The sequence below is a fragment of the Pseudoflavonifractor gallinarum genome, from assembly GCF_014982855.1.
Classification (GTDB): Bacteria; Bacillota; Clostridia; order Oscillospirales; family Oscillospiraceae; genus Pseudoflavonifractor_A; species Pseudoflavonifractor_A gallinarum.
In genome coordinates, this window is sequence record NZ_JADCKF010000008.1 from 153,324 (window position 1) to 172,164 (window position 18,841).

General features: G+C 56.9%; 15 protein-coding genes and 2 tRNA genes. 6 read left to right on the plus strand and 11 right to left on the minus strand.

Annotation, left to right across the window (positions count from 1 at the left end):
- Positions 1-130: 130 nt before the first annotated feature.
- The 4 genes from xdhA to ade all read left to right on the plus strand — a co-directional run bounded on the left by xdhA (position 131) and on the right by ade (position 5,675).
- Complete coding sequence (gene xdhA, locus INF37_RS10190) at positions 131-2,428, plus strand: xanthine dehydrogenase subunit XdhA (protein WP_193538108.1); 2,298 nt, start codon at positions 131-133, stop codon at positions 2,426-2,428.
- A 15-nt stretch (positions 2,429-2,443) separates the two neighbouring features.
- Positions 2,444-3,331 (plus strand): xanthine dehydrogenase subunit XdhB, encoded by an 888-nt coding sequence (gene xdhB, locus INF37_RS10195; RefSeq protein ID WP_101691290.1) that lies wholly within the window; start codon positions 2,444-2,446, stop codon positions 3,329-3,331.
- Complete coding sequence (gene xdhC / locus INF37_RS10200; RefSeq protein ID WP_101691289.1) at positions 3,324-3,815, plus strand: xanthine dehydrogenase subunit XdhC; 492 nt, start codon at positions 3,324-3,326, stop codon at positions 3,813-3,815. Before xdhB ends, xdhC begins: the two co-directional genes overlap by 8 nt.
- Positions 3,816-3,881: 66 nt before the next feature.
- The gene (ade, locus tag INF37_RS10205) at positions 3,882-5,675 is read left to right on the plus strand and encodes an adenine deaminase (RefSeq protein WP_193538110.1); all 1,794 of its coding nucleotides are present in this window, start codon (positions 3,882-3,884) and stop codon (positions 5,673-5,675) included.
- Positions 5,676-6,017: 342 nt separating this feature from the next.
- On the opposite strand, the gene INF37_RS10210 is transcribed toward ade, so the two are convergent.
- Positions 6,018-7,628 carry a Na/Pi cotransporter family protein gene (locus INF37_RS10210; protein ID WP_101691287.1) on the minus strand — a complete coding sequence of 537 codons (1,611 nt, stop codon included), beginning with the start codon at positions 7,626-7,628 and terminating at the stop codon, positions 6,018-6,020.
- Between the two features lie 360 nt (positions 7,629-7,988).
- Entirely contained in the window at positions 7,989-8,744 is a 756-nt protein-coding gene (gene trmB / locus INF37_RS10215) for a tRNA (guanosine(46)-N7)-methyltransferase TrmB (RefSeq protein WP_193538112.1), read from the minus strand.
- Between the two features lie 127 nt (positions 8,745-8,871).
- Here trmB and INF37_RS10220 point away from each other — a divergent pair.
- Both INF37_RS10220 and INF37_RS10225 read left to right on the plus strand, forming a co-directional pair.
- Positions 8,872-8,948: transfer RNA gene (locus INF37_RS10220), tRNA-Pro, on the plus strand.
- Between the two features lie 3 nt (positions 8,949-8,951).
- Positions 8,952-9,039 (plus strand) — tRNA-Leu (locus INF37_RS10225).
- A gap of 60 nt (positions 9,040-9,099) precedes the next feature.
- Here INF37_RS10225 and INF37_RS10230 read toward each other — a convergent pair.
- From INF37_RS10230 to INF37_RS10270, 9 genes are all read right to left on the minus strand, one after another.
- The gene (locus INF37_RS10230) at positions 9,100-10,809 is read right to left on the minus strand and encodes a recombinase family protein (protein ID WP_193538114.1); all 1,710 of its coding nucleotides are present in this window, start codon (positions 10,807-10,809) and stop codon (positions 9,100-9,102) included.
- Between the two features lie 96 nt (positions 10,810-10,905).
- Entirely contained in the window at positions 10,906-11,085 is a 180-nt protein-coding gene (locus INF37_RS10235; protein ID WP_193538116.1) for a hypothetical protein, read from the minus strand.
- A 102-nt stretch (positions 11,086-11,187) separates the two neighbouring features.
- Positions 11,188-11,421 carry a helix-turn-helix domain-containing protein gene (locus INF37_RS10240; RefSeq protein WP_193538118.1) on the minus strand — a complete coding sequence of 78 codons (234 nt, stop codon included), beginning with the start codon at positions 11,419-11,421 and terminating at the stop codon, positions 11,188-11,190.
- A gap of 5 nt (positions 11,422-11,426) precedes the next feature.
- Entirely contained in the window at positions 11,427-11,858 is a 432-nt protein-coding gene (locus INF37_RS10245) for a sigma-70 family RNA polymerase sigma factor (RefSeq protein ID WP_193538120.1), read from the minus strand.
- A gap of 471 nt (positions 11,859-12,329) precedes the next feature.
- Complete coding sequence (locus tag INF37_RS10250) at positions 12,330-13,043, minus strand: hypothetical protein (protein ID WP_193538122.1); 714 nt, start codon at positions 13,041-13,043, stop codon at positions 12,330-12,332.
- Entirely contained in the window at positions 13,036-15,225 is a 2,190-nt protein-coding gene (locus INF37_RS10255; RefSeq protein WP_193538124.1) for a hypothetical protein, read from the minus strand. Before INF37_RS10255 ends, INF37_RS10250 begins: the two co-directional genes overlap by 8 nt.
- Entirely contained in the window at positions 15,222-16,082 is an 861-nt protein-coding gene (locus tag INF37_RS10260) for an ATP-binding cassette domain-containing protein (RefSeq protein WP_193538125.1), read from the minus strand. The genes INF37_RS10255 and INF37_RS10260 overlap by 4 nt, the downstream gene beginning before the upstream one ends.
- Before the next feature lie 138 nt (positions 16,083-16,220).
- Positions 16,221-17,708 (minus strand): sensor histidine kinase, encoded by a 1,488-nt coding sequence (locus tag INF37_RS10265; RefSeq protein WP_193538127.1) that lies wholly within the window; start codon positions 17,706-17,708, stop codon positions 16,221-16,223.
- Positions 17,686-18,357, minus strand: a complete 672-nt coding sequence (locus INF37_RS10270; RefSeq protein ID WP_193538129.1) for a response regulator transcription factor — start codon at positions 18,355-18,357, stop codon at positions 17,686-17,688. Before INF37_RS10270 ends, INF37_RS10265 begins: the two co-directional genes overlap by 23 nt.
- Between the last annotated feature and the right edge of the window lie 484 nt (positions 18,358-18,841).

Consider the following 18,841-nt stretch of genomic DNA (forward strand, 5'->3'; position numbering starts at 1 on the left):
CCGTTTCCCCCCTCGGGCGGGCCGGCTTCCCCTTCCGGCCCGCTTTCTCCGGCGGCCGGGGCCCCGACCGCCGGAGAAAGCGCAAGCCCCCATTCCAAGCCCCCAACGAGCCTGAAAGGAGCGATACGATATGGCAATTGGTCAGTCCATGCTTCGTGTGGATGCCCATGACAAAGTAACCGGCACCGCCAAGTATACCTCAGACCTGGAGCCCCGCGATTATCTGGTGGCAAAAGTCGTCCACAGCACCATCGCCTTCGGCGAGGTCAAGGCCTTCCATCTGGAGGAGGCCCTTGCCGTCCCCGGCGTGGTCAAGATCCTCACCTGCTTCGATGTCCCCGACGTCCCCTTCCCCACCCCCGGCCATCCCTGGTCGGTGGAAAAGGCCCATCAGGATGTGGCCGACCGGAAGCTGCTCAACCGCCGGGTGCGGTTCTATGGCGACGACATCGCCGCCATCATCGCCGAGGACAATGTAGCCGCCGACCGGGCAGCCCGCCTCATCCGCGTGGAATATGAGGAGTTCGAGCCCTATGTCACCGTGGATCAGGCCATGGCCCCCGGTGCGCGTCTCGTCCACGACGAAAAGCCCAACAACATCCTGGTCCACTCCGGCTTCCAGGTGGGCGAGATGACCTATGACGAGGCCGTCGCCGGAGAGGATGATCTGGTCACCGTCCAGCGTACTTATCGGACCCAGACTGTCCAGCACTGCCACATCGAGCCCCCCACCTCCTTCGCCTATCAGGAGGGAGATAAGATCACCGTGATCTCCTCCACCCAGATCCCCCACATCGTTCGCCGGGTCATCGGCCAGGCCACCGGTATTCCCTGGGGCAACATCCGGGTCATCAAGCCCTACATCGGCGGCGGCTTCGGCAACAAGCAGGACGTGCTCTATGAGCCCCTCAACGCCTGGCTGTGCACGCAGGTCGGCGGCCGGGCCGTCAAGCTGGACATCACCCGGGAGGAGACCTTTGCCTCCACCCGCGTCCGCCATGCCATCGACTTCCACGTTGCCGGCGCCGTGCGGCGGGACGGCACTATCGTGGCCCGCAAGTGTCTGGCCAACTCCAACCAGGGCGGCTACGCCTCCCACGGACACTCCATCGTGGCCAACGCCATCAACGGCTTCAAGCAGCTCTACCGGGACGAGAAGGCCCTGGAGTGCGAGGCCAACACGGTCTACACCAACATCGCCGTGGGCGGCGCCATGCGCGGCTACGGCATCCCCCAGTCCTGCTTCGCCACCGAGTGTCTGGCCGAGGATATGGCCCACGCCATCGGCATGGACCCCCTGGAGTTCCGCCTGAAAAACTGCATGCAGGCCGGCTATGAGGACCCCCACACTCACGTTCAGTTCCGCAGCTACGGCCTCCAGGACGCCATCCAGAAGGGCCGGGAGCTGATCCACTGGGATGAGCTGCGTGCCAAGTATCAGAACCAGACCGGCCCCATCCGCCGCGGCGTGGGTATGGCCATCTTCTGCTACAAGACCGGCGTACATCCCATCTCGCTGGAGACCGCCTCCTGCCGCATGGTCCTCCACCAGGACGGCTCGGTCCAGGTCCAGATGGGCGCCACCGAGATCGGCCAGGGCGCTGACACCGTCTTTACCCAGATGGCCTCGGAGGTCACCGGTATCTCGGTGAAGAAGGTCCATATCTCCTCCTTCCAGGATACCGATACCACTCCCTTCGATACCGGCGCCTACGCCTCCCGCCAGACCTATGTCAGCGGCATGGCCGTGAAGAAGACCGGCGCCCTCTTCAAGCAGAAGATCCTGGAGTACGCCGGCTACGCCCTGCGCTACCCGGTGGAAAATCTGGACATCCGGGACGACCAGATCGTGGATACCGTCACCGGTGAGACTCTCCGCTCCGTGGCCGACATTGCGGTGGAGGCTTTCTACAGCCTGGACCGCTCCCAGCACATCACGGCGGAGGCCACCTCTCACTGCAAGGTCAACACCTTTGCCAGCGGCTGCTGCTTTGCCGAGGTCGAGGTGGACATCCCCCTGGGCAAGGTGAAGGTCCTCAACATCGTCAACGTCCATGACTCGGGCACCCTCATCAATCCTCAGCTGGCCGCGGCGCAGGTCCACGGCGGCATGAGCATGGGTCTGGGCTACGCCCTGAGCGAGCAGCTCCTCTTCGACGCCAAGGCCCGTCCTCTCAACGGCAACCTCCTGGATTACAAGCTGCCCACCGCCATGGATACCCCCGACCTGCAGGCCGCTTTTGTGGAGGTCCCCGATCCCACCGGCCCCTATGGCAACAAGGCCCTGGGCGAGCCTCCCGCCATCCCCGGCGCGCCCGCCATCCGCAACGCGGTGCTCCACGCCACCGGCGTGGCCATCGACTCCCTGCCTCTGGATCCCCAGAAGCTCATCACCGCCTTTACCGAGGCCGGACTCATCGACGACTAAGGAGGGTTTCGCGCCATGTATGATATGGAACAATACTACCAGGCCACCAGTGTGGCCGACGCCATCGCCGCCCTGGGGGCGGACCCGGCGGCCATGCCCATCGCCGGGGGCACCGACGTGCTCATCCAGACCCGTGAGGGCCGCCACGCCGGCTGCCATCTGGTCAGCCTCCACGGCCTCAGTGAGCTGAGCGCCATCCGGGAGGAGGAGGACGGCACCCTGGTCATCGGCTCCGGGTGTACCTTCTCTGAGATCACCAACTCCCCCCTGCTGCGCCCCCACATCAATATGCTCTGCCAGGCGGTGGATCAGGTGGGCAGCCCCCAGATCCGCAACATGGGCACCATCGGCGGCAACGTCTGCAACGGTGTGACCAGCGCCGACAGCGCCCCCTCCCTCATGGCCCTCAACGCCGTGCTGGAGGTCCAGGGTCCCAACGGCAAGCGCCTCATCCCCATCGGGGAGTGGTACGCCGGCCCCGGCAAGACCGTCCGGCAGCATGACGAGGTCCTCACCGCCGTGCGCATCGCCCGGGAAAACTACGAGGGCTTCGGCGGACACTACATCAAGTACGGCAAGCGCGAGGCCATGGAGATCTCCACCCTGGGCTGTGCCGTGCAGGTCAAGCTCTCGGCCGACAAGCGCACCGTAGAGGATCTGCGCATCGCCTTCGGCGTGGCCGCTCCCACCCCCGTGCGCTGCCCCAAGACCGAGGCCATGGCCGTGGGCCGCACCGTGGACGAGGCCCTGGTCAAGGAGCTGGGCCAGAGCGTCCTCACCGAAATCAATCCCAGAGACAGCTGGCGGGCCTCCAAGGCCTTCCGGCTCCAGATCGCCAAGGAAATCTGCCGCCGGGCCTTCCGGCAGGCTGTGGCCTTTGCCGGAGGTGAAATCCATGCTTAAAATCATCCATGTGAAAGTGAACGGCAAGGAGGAAGAGCTTGCCGTAGACGTGCGGGAGTGTCTGACCGATACCCTGCGGGACCGTCTGGGCCTGACCAGCGTCAAGAAGGGCTGTGAAGTGGGCGAGTGCGGTGCCTGTACCGTCCTCATTGACGGAAAGGCCGTCAACTCCTGCTGCTACCTCAGCGTGTGGGCCGATGGCCACAGCGTCCTCACCGTGGAGGGCATCAAGGGCCCCAACGGAGAGCTCTCCCCCATCCAGACCGCCTTTATCGAGGAGGCCGCTGTCCAGTGCGGCTTCTGCACCCCCGGCCTCATCATGACCGCCGTGGAGATCGTGGGCACCAACAAGCAGTACAACCGGGATGAGCTGCGCAAGCTGATCTCCGGCCACCTGTGCCGCTGCACCGGCTATGAGAACATCCTCAACGCCATGGAGCGCATCGTGGCTGAAAATCTGGCCCGCCAGCAAAAACTCAATTGATTCGAAATACGGGGGACCTTCCGGTCCCCCGTATTCAACCATTTGGACTCAGAAAGGAGCGTCTGTATGAAAAATGTCTTTTGCCGCACCCCCCTGTGGGAAGCCTCCAAGACTTTGGCGGCCGTGGCCCAGGGACTCACGCCCGCGGAGCTGGTGGTGAAGAATGCCACCCTCATCAACGTCTGCACCGGCGAACTCCAGCCCCACACCGACGTGGCCTGCGCCGCCGGACGCATCGCCTATGTGGGCCCGGACGCCTCCCACTGCATCGGTCCTGAGACCCAGGTGGTGGACGCCGGGGAAGCCTACCTCTCCCCCGGCCTTCTGGACGGCCACATTCACATCGAGTCCTCCATGATGCCGCCCCGGAACTTTGCCCGTGCCGTGCTCCCCCGGGGCACCGTGGGCGTGTACTACGACCCCCACGAGATCTGCAATATACTGGGGCCCAAAGGCGTCTCCTTCATGATGGAGGACGCCGCCGCCACCCCCCTCAAGGCCATGCTCACCATGCCCTCCTGCGTGCCCGCCGTCCCCGGCTTTGAGGACACCTGCGGCTTTGTGGGGCCGGAGGATGTGCGCCAGTTCATGGAGGACGGGCGCACCGTGGCCCTGGGCGAGATGATGAACGACCCCGGCGTCCTCTCGGGCGCGGACGGCCCCCACGCCATCCTGGCCGAGACCGGTAAAGCCGGACGGACCATCACCGGCCACTATGCCATGGCCGATCTGGACCGGGGTCTCAATGGCTACATCGCCTCCGGTGTGCGCTCCTGCCATGAGTCTACCCGTCCGGAGGAGGCCCTGGCCAAAATGCGCCTGGGCATGTACGCCATGCTCCGGGAGGGCTCCGGCTGGCGGGATCTCCACGAGGTGGCCCGAGCGGTCACCGAGCACCAGGTAGACAGCCGCTTTGCCCTGCTGGTCACCGACGACGCCCATCCCCAGACCCTCCGGGCGGAGGGCCATGTGGACCGGCTGCTCCGCCGGGCCGTGGCCGAGGGGATCGACCCGGTGTCCGCGGTCCAGATGGTCACCATCAACTGCGCCCAGTGCTTCCAGATGGACCACGACCTGGGTTCGGTCACCCCCGGAAAATGCGCCGATCTGGTCCTGTTCACCGACCTGAAGGATTTTGTCGTCCAGAAGGTCTTTATCGACGGGAATCTGGTGGCCGAGGACGGCCATCTGACCATCGACATCCCGGAGGCGTCCTATCCGGACTTTGTCCGCTCCACCATCCATCTGGACCCCATCCAGGCGGAAGATTTCCTCTACCCCGCCCCCTCCCAGACCATCCAGAAGGTCCGCGCCATCGGTGTTGTTCCCGGCAAGGCCCTGACCCGGGAGTATATCGCCGCCCTGACCCCCCGCAACGGCTATCTGGAATCCGACCCGGTCCAGGATGTCCTCAAGGCCGTGGTCTTTGAGCGGCACAACCGCACCGGGACCTGCGGCCGGGGCTTTGTCCATGGCTTTGGCATCACCAGCGGCGCCATGGCCTCCACCGTGGCCCACGATGCCCATAACCTGCTGGTGCTGGGCACCAACGACGCGGATATGGCCTTCGCCGCCAATACTCTCATCGAGTCCCAGGGCGGCATGTGCGTGGTGCGGGACGGGAAGGTCCTGGGCCACATCCCCCTGCCCCTGGCCGGCGTGATGGGTGAGCGCTCCCCCGCCGAGATGGCCGATCTGGCCCATCAGCTGGGTCTGGCTTGGAAGGAGATCGGCTGCATCCTCCCCGCCCCCTTCATGACCATGGCCCTTCTCTCCCTGGCCTGCATCCCGGAGCTGCGTCTCACCAACCGCGGGCTGGTGGACTGCCGCACCTTCCAAATGACAGACGTTTGCTTGTAATCGTCCAGACAGCAGCAAAGCCCCGGAATCCATGTTTGGATTCCGGGGCTTCCGCGTGTCGAACTGGTTCGACACGCTTCTCAAAAATGCAGGCATTTTTTCGAGGGGATACAGGCCGTCGCGCGCATGGCCCGAAGGGCCACACACTTACGGCCTGAGAAGTGTTTTTTCCGACGTACACGCCGCCGGAAAAAACGATTTGACCTCATTCCGCCGTCTACGCCCGGCGGAACTCTGCGAGGCCTCTTGCAGCACAAATCGCAGAAATACACTTGATCGACAGCTTAAAGCCCCGGAATCCATGTTTGGATTCCGGGGCTTTGTTCTTTGATAATCTTCCGCTTAGGCAGCCTGCTTGGGACAGAGAGCCTCAGCAATGTTGAGCATGTGGTCCAGCATACGCTCGATGTCGGTGAGGATCTCGCTGTACAGGATGCTCAGCTCCGGGTCCACGTGACCCTCCCGCATACGGCGGATCTGCGCGGCGCGGTACTGGCGATTCTTTTCATCGCTGTCCGCCTCCAGAATGGCCACGGTATCCAGCGCGCGCTTCCGGTTGCTGTCGTCCTCGAAGTCAATGGCCAGCAATGCATGGGTGGCCAGGGTGCGCAGGTTAGTCAGCTCCTTCATGGTCTCATCGTCCATGTGGATATGGCGCTTCTTCAGAGGCTCCAGATACTCGGCCATGTTCATGGCGTGGTCGCCGATACGCTCAATGTTGCCGCAGACGATCAGCATGCGGTTGAAGCGGTCGGAGTCGGCCTCCGACATCTCGTGGGTGGAGGTGCGGCCGATAGTGCGGGTGATCTCCGCGTTGTAGACGTCGATCCGGTCCTCCTGCTCGGCCACGCGGCTGAGCTTGCTCTCATCCCGCAGCAGCAGGGTGTCGAAGGCCAGTTCCACATTCTCCCGGGCCAGGGCAAACATCTCCGCCTCCTGCTTCTGCAGCTCAGACAGGGCAATGGCGGTGGAGCCGATGCCGTGCTCGTTGACGGGGTGATAGCCCTCCTCGCTGGTGTGGTCGGGCAGGATCCGGCAGGCCACCTTGGCCAGCACATTGCCGAAGGGGAAGAGCACAATGGTGGTCACCACGTTGAAGATGATGTGGGTGGCGGCAATCTGGCCAGGCACATTGCCGGGCAGATAGCTCTGGATCAGGCCCGTAAAGTCCGTGGTCAGGCAGATGATGGTAAAGATCACGGTACCGATCACATTGAACATCAGGTGGATGAGGGTGGTGCGCTTGGCGTTGCGGTTTCCGCCCAGGCTGGCCAGAAGAGCGGTGATACAGGTACCGATGTTCTGGCCAAAGAGCACAAAGACCGCGTTATCCAGTCCCACCACACCGCTCAGGGCCAGCGCCTGAAGGATACCGATGCTGGCCGAGGAGCTCTGGACCACCGCGGTGAAGAGCGTGCCGGCCAGAATGCCCAGGATGGGATTGGAGAAGGAAGTGAGGAGATTGACAAAGGGCTCATAGTCCCGCAGAGGAGCCATGGAGGAGCTCATCAGCTCCATGCCCAGGAAGAGGATGCCCAGACCGGCAACGATCTGGCCGATGCAGTTGATCTTCTGCTTCTTGAACATGGTGATGAGCACCACGCCGAAGAAGGCCAGCAACGGCGCGATGAGGCCCACGTCCAGCGCAATGAGAAGGCTGGTCATGGTGGTACCCACGTTGGCACCCATGATCACGCCAACCGCCTGCTGAAGGGTCATCAGGCCGGAGTTGACGAATCCCACCACCATGACAGTGGTCGCCGAGGAGCTCTGAATGATTGCCGTAATACCGGCGCCCACCAGGACGCCCAGGATCCGCTTGGAAGTGAGCATTTCCAGAATGGACTTCAGGCGGTCACCTGCCGCGATTTCCAGACCCGCGCACATAATGTGCATGCCGTACAAAAACAGGGCAAGTCCGCCGAAGAGCATAAAAATGTCTTCCAGTTGCATTTCATTTTCTCCTTTGTCCACGGCCTGCGCCGTGCTGTTCATAGATTTTTTACATTGCAGACAATATTATGACAAAAAATTCAGAATCCTTCAAGAGCATACTCGATCTATTACATATTTTTTACACGTTATTTACAATACGGCCTTTTTTTCCGCGTTTTATCGGCAAGTATGCCCTCATATCATCCAGTATTTTCTATATCTGTATAAATCCATTATGTCCGTTCCGGCCCCTTTTCTTTCCAGATGATAAAAAAGAGCTGCCTGAGACGCCGCGCAGATCCGTTCCGAAGATGGTCTTTCTCGGAACCGACCAGCGCCAGCTTCTCAGGCAGCCTTTCTTTTTCTGGATTACTTTACTTAAGGCTCCTCATGCTCAGAAGGAACCTGCAATTCTTCCGGGGACTCCTCTTCTTCCCCTTCTTCCTGTCCGCGGGGCTTGTCCAGCGGGTCGATCCACCCGGCCATCTCGGCGGGCAGCTCCCCCATGGTGCCCACGCAGCGGTTGATGGGCGTGCCCATGGCGTGGAATTTCTCCTCATAGTCCGTCATCACGCCGCAGATCCCATTGCCGTGCAGATCCCGCGTCACCTCAGACAGGGCAAACCCCGCCTTCGGGAACTGGAAGAGGGACCACTCATACAGATCCCGGTTATCGGTCTTGAAGTGGATCTGGCCGCCCTCCTTCAGTACCTGGCGATACCGCATCAGGAAATCCGTGTGGGTCAGGCGGCGTTTGCTGTGCCGGTTGGAGGGCCAGGGATCGCTGAAGTTCAAATAAATCAGGTCCACTTCCCCGGGTGCAAAATACTCCCGCAGCCGGGCGGCATCGGCATCGATGAAATACACATTGTGCAGATCCATCTTCTCGGCCCGCTCCATGGCAATGATCATGGCGTCAGCCACCCGCTCGATGGCCACAAACAGGCACTCCGGGTTCTGGGCCGCCGTCTCCACCGTAAAGCGTCCCTTCCCGCAGCCCACCTCCAGACGCAGTTCTCTGGCCTGGGGGAAAAGGCTTCTCCAATTTCCTCTCAGCTCCATCGGATTCTGGATCAGGAGCCCGGCGCACCGCTCCATCCGATTTGCAAGGTTCGGTTTTTTCCGCATTCTCATTTGATCTTGTCACCTCTCAGCCCATATCATAACACACGAAATTTTCTCTTGCAATCCTTAGCGAAATGGTTTATAATATCTTTCGTTGCATCGGTTCTTGAAGCGGTGCATGATGAGCAGGACCGATCCGGGTGTAGCGAAGTTTGGTATCGCGCGTGGTTTGGGACCACGAGACCGCAGGTTCAAGTCCTGTCACCCGGACCACATGCGCGAGTGGTGGAATTGGCAGACTCGCTAGATTCAGGTTCTAGTGTGCATTACGCACGTGCGGGTTCAAGTCCCGCCTCGCGCACCATGACGAGTGTTCTTATAGTATTTGAGAAGCTGTAAGAACACTCGTCTTTTTTTGTTGTTTTCATCCGGCGATCTCTGCCGGGGCGTAGTTGACGAACACGCCTTTCCGGGTATTGACGGTCACATCAGGGATTGGGAGAGGCAGCATTTTAGGAATCGTGATTTCTCCCACGCAGTTATAATGGATGCGAAGCCGCTGCTCCCACACACCATCAATTTTCTCCGCATGGTAAACCTCGATCTTCTCAACCAACTCGTTGAGCATCCGGGGCGTGAGCTTGCGTGCGCGGGTGTACTTTCGCACCAAAGAGATGAACATATCCGTGGTCATGGCCTGGCTGCTCTGCTTCTCGATTTCGGAGTGGAGCTTTTTGATTTTTTCCACTAGTTCCTTTTGCTCCTCCTCATACCGTCTGGACATTTTCGCAAAACGGTCATCGGAGAGCTTGCCGGAAACATTGTCCTCATAGATGCGTTCAAACAGCCCGTCCAGTTCCTCATCACGGGTAAGCAGGGCTTTCAATTCCTTCTCCTTCAGCTTGCGGTCGATCTCCACTGCTTGCTGGGAGTGCCCAATTACCGCTTTCAGAAATTCGTCCTCATAGAGGCTGGCGAACTTCGTCAAACGCCGGATTTCACCAAGCACCACCTGTTCCAGAAAATCTACTCGGACATAGTGGGTAGAAGTACAGCTCCCACGGTTGCCCTTATAGTTGGAGCAGTTGAAATACTTGATCTCCGGGTTGCCCTGATTGAAGTGGAAGTGAAGATTGCAGCCGCAGTCAGCACAGACCAGCAGGCCGGAGAACATATTGTGCTTGCCTTCGTTGGTGCGGCGCTTGCGGATTTTGCCCCGCTTCTGCTGCACCTGCTCAAAAACAGACCGTTCGATGATCGGCTCGTGGACATCCTTGAAGATGACCCAATTCTCACGGTCATTCTCCAACCTCTTTTTGTTCTTGTAAGATTTGGAGTAGGTCTTGAAGTTGAGAATGTCACCGCAATATTCCTGCAAAGACAGGATTTTGGTCACGGTGGAACTGTTCCACTTGGTAGCAGGCTGCTGCTTGCCTTTTCCAGGCCGCTTGATGCCCTTTTTCAGCCAATAAGCACGAGGGGTAAGGATTTCATCCCGTTCAAGTTGCGTGGCGATCTGCTCCGTTCCGTAGCCCTCCAGGGTCATGCTGTAAATCCGCCGAACCACCTGGGCGGCTTCGTCATCTACGATCCATCGTTTCGGATTGTCGGAATCTTTGATGTAACCGTAGGGGGGCTGGCCCATCGGCTCGCCCGCATTCCCTTTGATCTTGTTGCTGATACGCCGTTTCTTGCTGATGTCGCGGGCATACCATTCATTGAACAGGTTGCGGATCGGCGCCAACTCGTTCTCGCCCTCGGCGGTGTCTATGTTGTCAGATACCGCCACCAGGCGAATGTCATGCTCCGGGAAAAATTCCTCGGTCAGCCTGCCAACTTCGATGTAGTTACGGCCCAAGCGGGAAAGATCTTTGACAAATACTGCGGCGGCCCGTCCCTGTTCAAGCTGCCGGATCATCTCCACAAAACCAGGGCGGTCCATGGTGACACCGGAAATACCGTCATCCAGGAAATGGACCAGGTTGGTGTAACCTTTCTCCTTTGCTACTTTGGTCAGCAGCTTTTTCTGGTTGCCGATGCTGTAACTCTCACCCTCCAAATTATCGTCACGGGAAAGCCGCTCATAGAGGAAAGCGGTCATGTCACGGGATTTTTTGTGATTCGACTGTCTCATAAGTCCTCCTTTCCGGACAGCCGAACAGTGCATATCTTGTATTCCCAATACAATTATACCGCCGCCCTCTGCCCGTGTCAGCCGGGTATGGAGAGTTTATAGTTTCTCATGTTCGGCCTTCATCAATCGAAGGAGGACGCTGCCCAGGGTATCCGGGCTTCCTTCTTTGAAAACAGACTCTACAACAAACGACCTGTTGCCGAAGCGATAGGTCATTTTTTCAAGTTGTACTTGGTTTTGCTTCGGGACATCCGGGGATGCAGATTTCTCTTTCATAGATTGTCGTCCTTTCCTCTTGCATAGAAAAAAGAATCCAGCCCAGGTTGTCGGCGGACGCAGAAAGGGAAAAACCGTCCGCCGACATTTGGGCTGGTGCAGTTATTTCCGAACGACAGCCCGAATCAGTCGGGTTTCCAGACAGCGCTTCATGTGGGTATCCACGCACACATGAGGGGTTCCGTCCTTGTCATAGAGAGTACGGGTACACAGGCGGCTCATATAGTCGTCGTAGTACCGCAGCACTTGCTCCATGGCCTCGCTGTCACCGCTGGAGGCCGCGTGGATCACCCAAACGGGTGGCAGGTTCTTTCCCTTGTGGATGGGCTCTGTCATCTTCCTCAGCCTCCTTTCGGCATCAGCGCCGACAATTCTTCGCGCAGCTCCTGCAGCGCCTTCGTCCGGTGCCGCTGAACGGCGCTCCGGGACATCCCAACGAGACTACCGATCTCACCGTCTGCCAGGTCCAGAGTGCAGTGCAAAATCAAAATGCTCTGCTCCATCTGCGGCAAAGCGGAGAAAGCCTCGGCTACAAGCTCGTTGTCGATATGTAGATCGTAGCCGTGCGACGAGAACACAATGCTGTCGCTGGGGTAACGATCCACGACGCAGAGCTTGTCCAGTTCCGCCTGGGACAAGTCGCTAAAGAAGGCTTCACGCTCTCTTTGGCGTTTCATGTTCCGCAGGTAGGCTCTGGCCTCGTTTCGCAATACCTTCTTGCAAAAAGCATCGAACCGGCATTGCTCGCCATAGTCGCGGGGGTTAGATTCCATCAGTTTCACCCCCTTTCCATGGGGGGATCAGGTGGTTCTCTCCCTTTCCGCTACTACCAATCCTGCGAGAGCGTGTTCTGCCCGCTAAACGCCTCCTTTTTGAAGAAAATTTGAGAAAAACAACGGCCAGCCAGCCCGACCGCAGGAAACGACAAAAAGCGCCCGGCAGGTCACAGACCCACCGGGCGCAATGGCAAGTGATATGTAATTTATTTACATGGTATAGTTCATACTCGTAGCCGAACCTGTCCGCCGAATGGAACGGGCTTTTTTTGAGCGGCTAGCCCTTGTCAGATCAGGCGGGGACAGCATCCGGCGCAGCATGGCGGCATCCTCCTTCTATGCCGCCGTGAAAGCTGTCAGGGCAAAAGGAAACGGCGGCTTAGTTCAAAGCCGCCGTTTCTTGATATCAGGGCATAAAGGGGTGTCTGCTGAACGACGGCTTTTTTCTTTTGCCGTCGTCCGGCAGTTTCATCGGATTTTATGATTTAAGGGACATATCATTAGGAGGGCTATTCCTATGAGGAACAGAACACATTGCGTAACAATGGTTCCAATGGGCAAAGAGAATGTAGGATCAAGAATGTCAAAGGTCAAAGGACGATCCATAAAAATACTTCCGTTCAACAGGCCAAGAAATTCTGGCAGCGGCAAAACCATCAGCACAAAGGGTACCAGCATCCAGGTGTAGATCAGATAGGAGCGAATCCTGCCCAGTAGCCAGCCGCTGCCAAGGGCAAGCATCAGCGGGGGAATCAGCGTAACCAAGGCGGGCAGAGCCAACTCGTCCCAACCATACCAGTCGAAATACCGGCCATAAAAAATGGCGGCCTCGATCAGACAGACCAGAGCCAGCAGTCCGGTCCCCACCAGAGCGGCGGCGCACCGGGCCAGGGCATACCGTCCTGGGGCCACTGGCGTAGCATCGGTGAGGACGGTCACACGCCGGGCCTTGCCGGAGGTAAAGAAGGTGAGAAAGAACAGCACCGCGATCCACAACAGCGGGATCATCCGACTCAGGTAATCTCCAAAACTCCAGGGAGAAAAGGGTGCGGTGTGGGACACCCCAAGAATGGTCACGCTGTTCAATACCTGCCATCCATAGAACAAGATGACCAGCAAAAGGCCAAAGAAAAACTTGTTCCACAGCAAGCGTTTGCACTCATATTGAAATATCTTAATCAAGGCTCAAATCCTCCTCCGTAAGCCCGCAGGCGTCCAAAAATTCCTGATAGGTCAGGTAGGGATACATGGGGTCCAGTTCCCAATTGAACAGGCTGTTAAGGATTTGATCCATAGACTCCTCGCCGCCCACCAGCTGCTCTGCTTTCAAGATCTTCAGCGGCATCTCGCAGTATTGTCGTACATAGGTCAGATTGCCTGTGATCTCCAACTGCTTGTCCTCCGGCAGGTTTGCCAGATAGTCGGGATTGCGCACATAAAAGTCCAGATAGTAGTCATCCACCGCCTGCTGCCACTGGTTTACATAGTGCTCCCGGGCGTAGTCCTCCCCGTACAGTTCCTTGACAATGCGGTAGGTGGTGTAGACGGTCAAGCCCTCAGCCGACCAGGGACTTGTTGGATCGGAAGTGTCAAACATATTGCCCAGGCCCCACCATTGGTGAACCAACTCGTGAATCATGACTTCACCGGCACCACCGCCTTTGCTTGCGTCGCCCAGGTTGTCAGCAGTGAAATCCGCTTCATCCAACAGGCTGGCCCCGTCTGTGGCGTAGCCACCACCGGCCACTCGGCTCTGGATGAGCTTGAGAGTTTCGCCAGTACCGAAAGACAACAGGCCATAATGCTCGGTACAGTAATCCACCACAGATTTGACCGCATCCACCGCCCCGGCGGACTCCATGACAGCCTGATGTTTGCGGCCATAGTAAAATTCGATGGTTATGCCGCCGGCCTCAATGTCCTCCCGGACATAGTCGCCGGCATACAGAATCCCGCCAGCACTGTTGGCCTCATAGCGCCAGGTCTTCGTGCCATCCTCATTTTCCGCGATGACCTCCGCCTCGCTGGAGTTGAAAGGAATGGCTGTCATGACCTCCGGCAGTGTGATTTCAATGGTAGTAGGGTAGCCGTTCTCCCCCGGCAGAACATTCATCAGACGGGGCGAGAGAACGGAGTTTTCCAGGCACAGGTACTCAGAGCTGATTTCCGTGCTGCCCTGCATGGTGGACATATTGTAACTCTCCTGGGGAAATCCGCTATACTCCATGGTCAGCTCCACCTGTTCCACGGCGGGAATCGTCACCTCCAGCATAGCCTCATTGTATTCTTGATAGTCGCTCACCGAGAAAGGAACGTTCACACCGTTGGCCTGCACATTTGAGATTGTATAGCCGGGATTAATGCCGAAAGCCACATTCTGCTCCTGATCGGATGTGTTCTGAAATTGATAGGACGCCGTGCCGGTAACGGAGCCGACAGATGTATCCGGGAATACCTGGGCACTGCGCCCGGTGCAGACCACCCCCTCCACATAGGGGATCTCGTAAAAGGTCATGGCCATCTGATCCGGATTGCTGCTGTCTACCAGGGGCTGGGCGGCGTATGCCGTGCCGGAGCAGACCAGTAGCGCCAGGGCGATGATGGGGCGATAGACCCGCCGCACATTCCTGGTCAGAGAACCGAACACACCCTTGCCGTATTGCCGGATGCAGAGATAAGAAACCGTCCAGACCCCGGCCAACGCTACCAGCCAGGTCAGACGCATCCAGGCCACCGAGCGGAAGATGCGGAAGTTTGAAAAATCATCCGACAGGGCCCATACACATGGATTCAGCCAGCATAGCTGCCAGTCATCCGCCCATACCGTCAGGCTCAGTGCCGCAAATGCGGCAAACAGCACCAAGGAAAGATCCACCCGCCGTGTGAACTGATAGGCGGATGCTGCGGCCAGAATAGACATCGGCAAGGACAACCCCATAAGGAGCAGGTAGGCTAAGATATAATCCACACCGCCAAAGACCGAACCGATCAGCCCCGCACTGATGGGGAGCCAAACCAGCATCGTAACGGCCACGGTCACCACCGACGCTGCCAACAGAGCCAAAAGGCGTACTAATGCCATCGTCAGAGGGGAAACTGCCGCATCTATCAGGACATCCACACGGCTCCGGGTGGCCCGGTCCGACTCAAAGACAGACAGCAGACCGAATAGGATGCCGCCTACAACACCTCCGGCGATAGCGGGGTTGGCAAGATACATGGAGAGCATTGTGCTGGCGGTAGCCGGTTTGTAGAGGATTAGGCCCACCGCAGGCGAGAGCACGGTCAGACCGACGATCAGCCAGGTAAGCCGACTTTGGAAAAGTCGACGCAATTCCAGAGGAAATAGGCAGAGTGTTTTCATTGGGCAGCCTCCCTGGAAATCAAATAGAGATAAGCGTCCTCCAGGGATGGTTCTTCCACTTTGGCATAGGTTGGAAGTCTGTCAGCAACCGCACGGCATCGAATGCCTTGACTGGTGTTGACACGCGCTGTGATATGGAGCCCCTGCTCCTGCTTGGCATCCCGTTCCCAAAATGCTCCCACATGGCCCACAGCAGTTTGGATCAGTTTTTCGGGTGTGCCGGTAAACAGCACCTTGCCATGATCAATCACAACAATTTGATTGCATACCGACTGTACATCTTCAATAATGTGGGTTGAGAGCAGTACCAGCCGATCCTGGGCTGTGCGGGAAAACAGGTTTCGGAAATGGATGCGCTCCTCCGGGTCAAGTCCAACTGTAGGCTCATCAAAGATAAGAAAAGGCGGATTGCCCAGTAGAGCCTGGGCAATTCCAACCCGCTGACGCTGACCGCCGGAGAGTGTACGGATTTTTGCCTTAGCCTTCTCCTCCAGATTGACAGCTCGGATCACTTCTTGAATAGTCTTTTTGGAATCATGAAGCCCTTTGAGAGCGGCCATGTAGTCTAAAAATTGTGCCACCGTCAGTTCGTCAAACAGGCCAAAGTCCTGGGGCAGATAGCCAAGTTTGGACTTCAACATATGCTCTGTCTTTGCGAGAGGCTGCCCATCCACCAGGATCGCGCCGCCCGTAGGCATGAGAGCTGCCACCAGCAGTTTCATCAGTGTGGACTTGCCCGCGCCATTTGGCCCCAACAATCCGATCAGGCTGGGAGCCTTCAGCGCAAGGTTCAAATGTTGCAGGGCCTGTTTTCCGTTGGGATAGGTCATATTCAGGTCTTGAAGTTCAATTTGCATGGGTTGGTGTCCTTTCTTTTTGGATTTCATCCATAGGATACCGAGCCTGTATGGAGAGGACTTGAAGCCAATTTGTGTTTTATATGAAGAAAGCGTGCACCTGATGGAAAATCAGATGCACGCTTTCTTCACTGTATGTTACTTGGGAGGATTAAAACTGACTGTAGCCTGAACGCCATTCTCCGTATTTTCGATCCGACAATTTGCTCGATGCTGCTCCAGGATGATCCGTACTAGATAGAGCCCCAGGCCACTGCCGCCCGTGCGCCGGTTGCGGGATTGTTCCTCCCGGTAAAAAGCCTCAAACAGATGCGGCAGAGCCTCAGTCCCAATATGGACGCCAGTATTTTCGATTGTCAGGGCAGGGGTATCTTGCTGAAGGCCAGACCAAATACGGATTTCTCCGCCCTCTGGAGAGTAAAGCGCCGCATTGGAGATCAGATTGCCAATGGCTTTTGCCAGCATTGAGGGTTCTCCTTTTACTGTCAGCCCAGGACACAGATCAACGGTTACCCTCAGATTTTTTTGTTGTATCAAATCTGTATCCAATTCCATCTGCCGTTTTGCTATTTCAGAAATGTCCACCAGTTCTTGAACAAACGCGCCGCCATGAGCCTCTACCCGTGAGATGGTCAGGATTTCTTGAATCAGATTTTCCATCCGGGCGGTTACCTGAAGAGAACGGGCCAGGTATTTTTCTCGATCCTGATAGACATCCACTCCATCCAGCATACCGGACAACTGGCCTTTCAGAATGGTAACAGGAGTTTTTAGTTCATGGGATGCGGCAGAGAAAAAGGCCATGCGTTGGCGATCCATTTCCCGCTCCTGCTCCATTTCTCCCCGGAGCGCCTCATTGGATGCCTTTAGATCGCAGAGGGCACCGGATAACTTTTGTGCCATTTGGTTTAGGCTACGGCCCAAATTCCCAATCTCGTCCTGCCTGGTCTCCTCACAGGTCCATCCAAAATCTAAATCGGCCATTTTCCCAGCGATCCCGCTCAGCCGGACAATGGGGCGGGCGATATATCTGGAGTAGACCAGCGCACACAGCAGGGAGAAGATCAGTAAAAGTAGCAGCAGCCAAGGAGCCATTTGAATCAGCGCCTGTACCGCCAGATTTTCTGTCTTCAGCCGAGGTGTCACATAAAGCGTGTAGGAATCCGACTGGTTAAGAAAGCGCACATCAGCCGTAATGGTAGCCTGCTCAGACATGGTGACAGTTACAGAATCTTCTGTATCTAAGCGGTCGGTGGTATAAGTAACCGTGGAACCGATGTCCGCTGCCGTAGTCATTTTGCCAGTGTCCTCACAGATCGATTGAAGTGCAAACTGGGAGCCGGTATTGACAATTTGCTCGTCGGGGCCCACCAGCATCGCATCTGCTCCAGAGTCCCTGAGAAAGGCATCCAGTACCGACCCACAATCCTCCAGTGTGGTGTCCGCCAGTTTTTCCACCAGCGCATTTACCTGTTTGGTCAAATCATCATTGATCACAGCGGTATAGGTACTGGGGGTTGCCCAGGCAATCAGCCCAAAAGTAATAGCTCCTGCCCCTAGCAGAATGAGGGCCGTTATCAGAAAAATACGGACTGTCAAACTTTCACGGATTTTCTTTCGCAGCACGATACCCCACCCCTCTTACAGTTTCGATATAGTCAGTACCCATCTTGTGCCGTAGGTTTTTAATGTGACTATCCACCACACGCTCGTCCCCAAAGAAGTCGTAGCCCCACAACTTGGCCAGCAGAACTTCACGGGTGAACACCCTCCCCGGACTGGAAATCAACGCCTGGAGCAATTCAAATTCCCGGGTTGTTAAATCCAAAGATCGTCCTGCCAGAACAGCCTCCATTCCGTCTAAATCCAAAGTTAGATCACGGTAATGCAAGCATTTGTTATTTTCCATGCCTCCTGCGGTGCGACGAAGAATTGCACGGATTTTTTGCAGTAAGATAGGCATAGAAAATGGTTTTGTCACATAATCGTCAATTTCCATCTGGAATCCACGCAGCTGCTCTTGTTCACCGTCCAGCGCGGTGAGCATCAGAATCGGCACACTGGACTCCCGGCGTATCAATTCGCACACACCAAACCCGTCAATTTTAGGTAGCATCAGATCCAAAAGGATCATGTCAAATGCACCTTGTTGAAATTGGGCCAGCGCCTCCACACCATCTCCCGCAATCACTATTTCGTAACCGGCATCTCGAAGATATGCAGCCAAAAGTTCCTGAATATCCGGCTCATCTTCTATAATCAAGATTTTTCTCAAATCGAATCACCTCTTTGCTGAATATATCACGCAAATATGAATTTATCATGGAGAAAGCCAACTTTATTCCCTTGAAATTATCATGTAAGCAAGGGGTAAACGGGAGGACAAGAAAACAGAGCAAGCACAGCAAGTGTGGCCTCACTTGCGAATTTTTGCTTTAGGGAACCCCTGCCCCTAAACACAAAATTGTTTGTTGGGATAGTCCCAAACCCTTAGACATAAAGTTCGATTCCTACCTCAGTAAATCGCAAATGCCCCCATCATCCTGATCTGCCCGATAACATCAGAGGATCTGGTCCTACTTGAACAGTAGATGGCGGATCTGCAGACAGCGCTTATCTCTTCGCTTTAGGAGGTCAGGTAGAATAAGTTTCGCAAAAACAAAAAAAGACATGGTTTGCAGATCTCTGGTAGAATGAAGTTGCGACACCACCATTCGAAAGGAGACAGCAAACCATGTCCGAGAAGATTGTACAGCTAA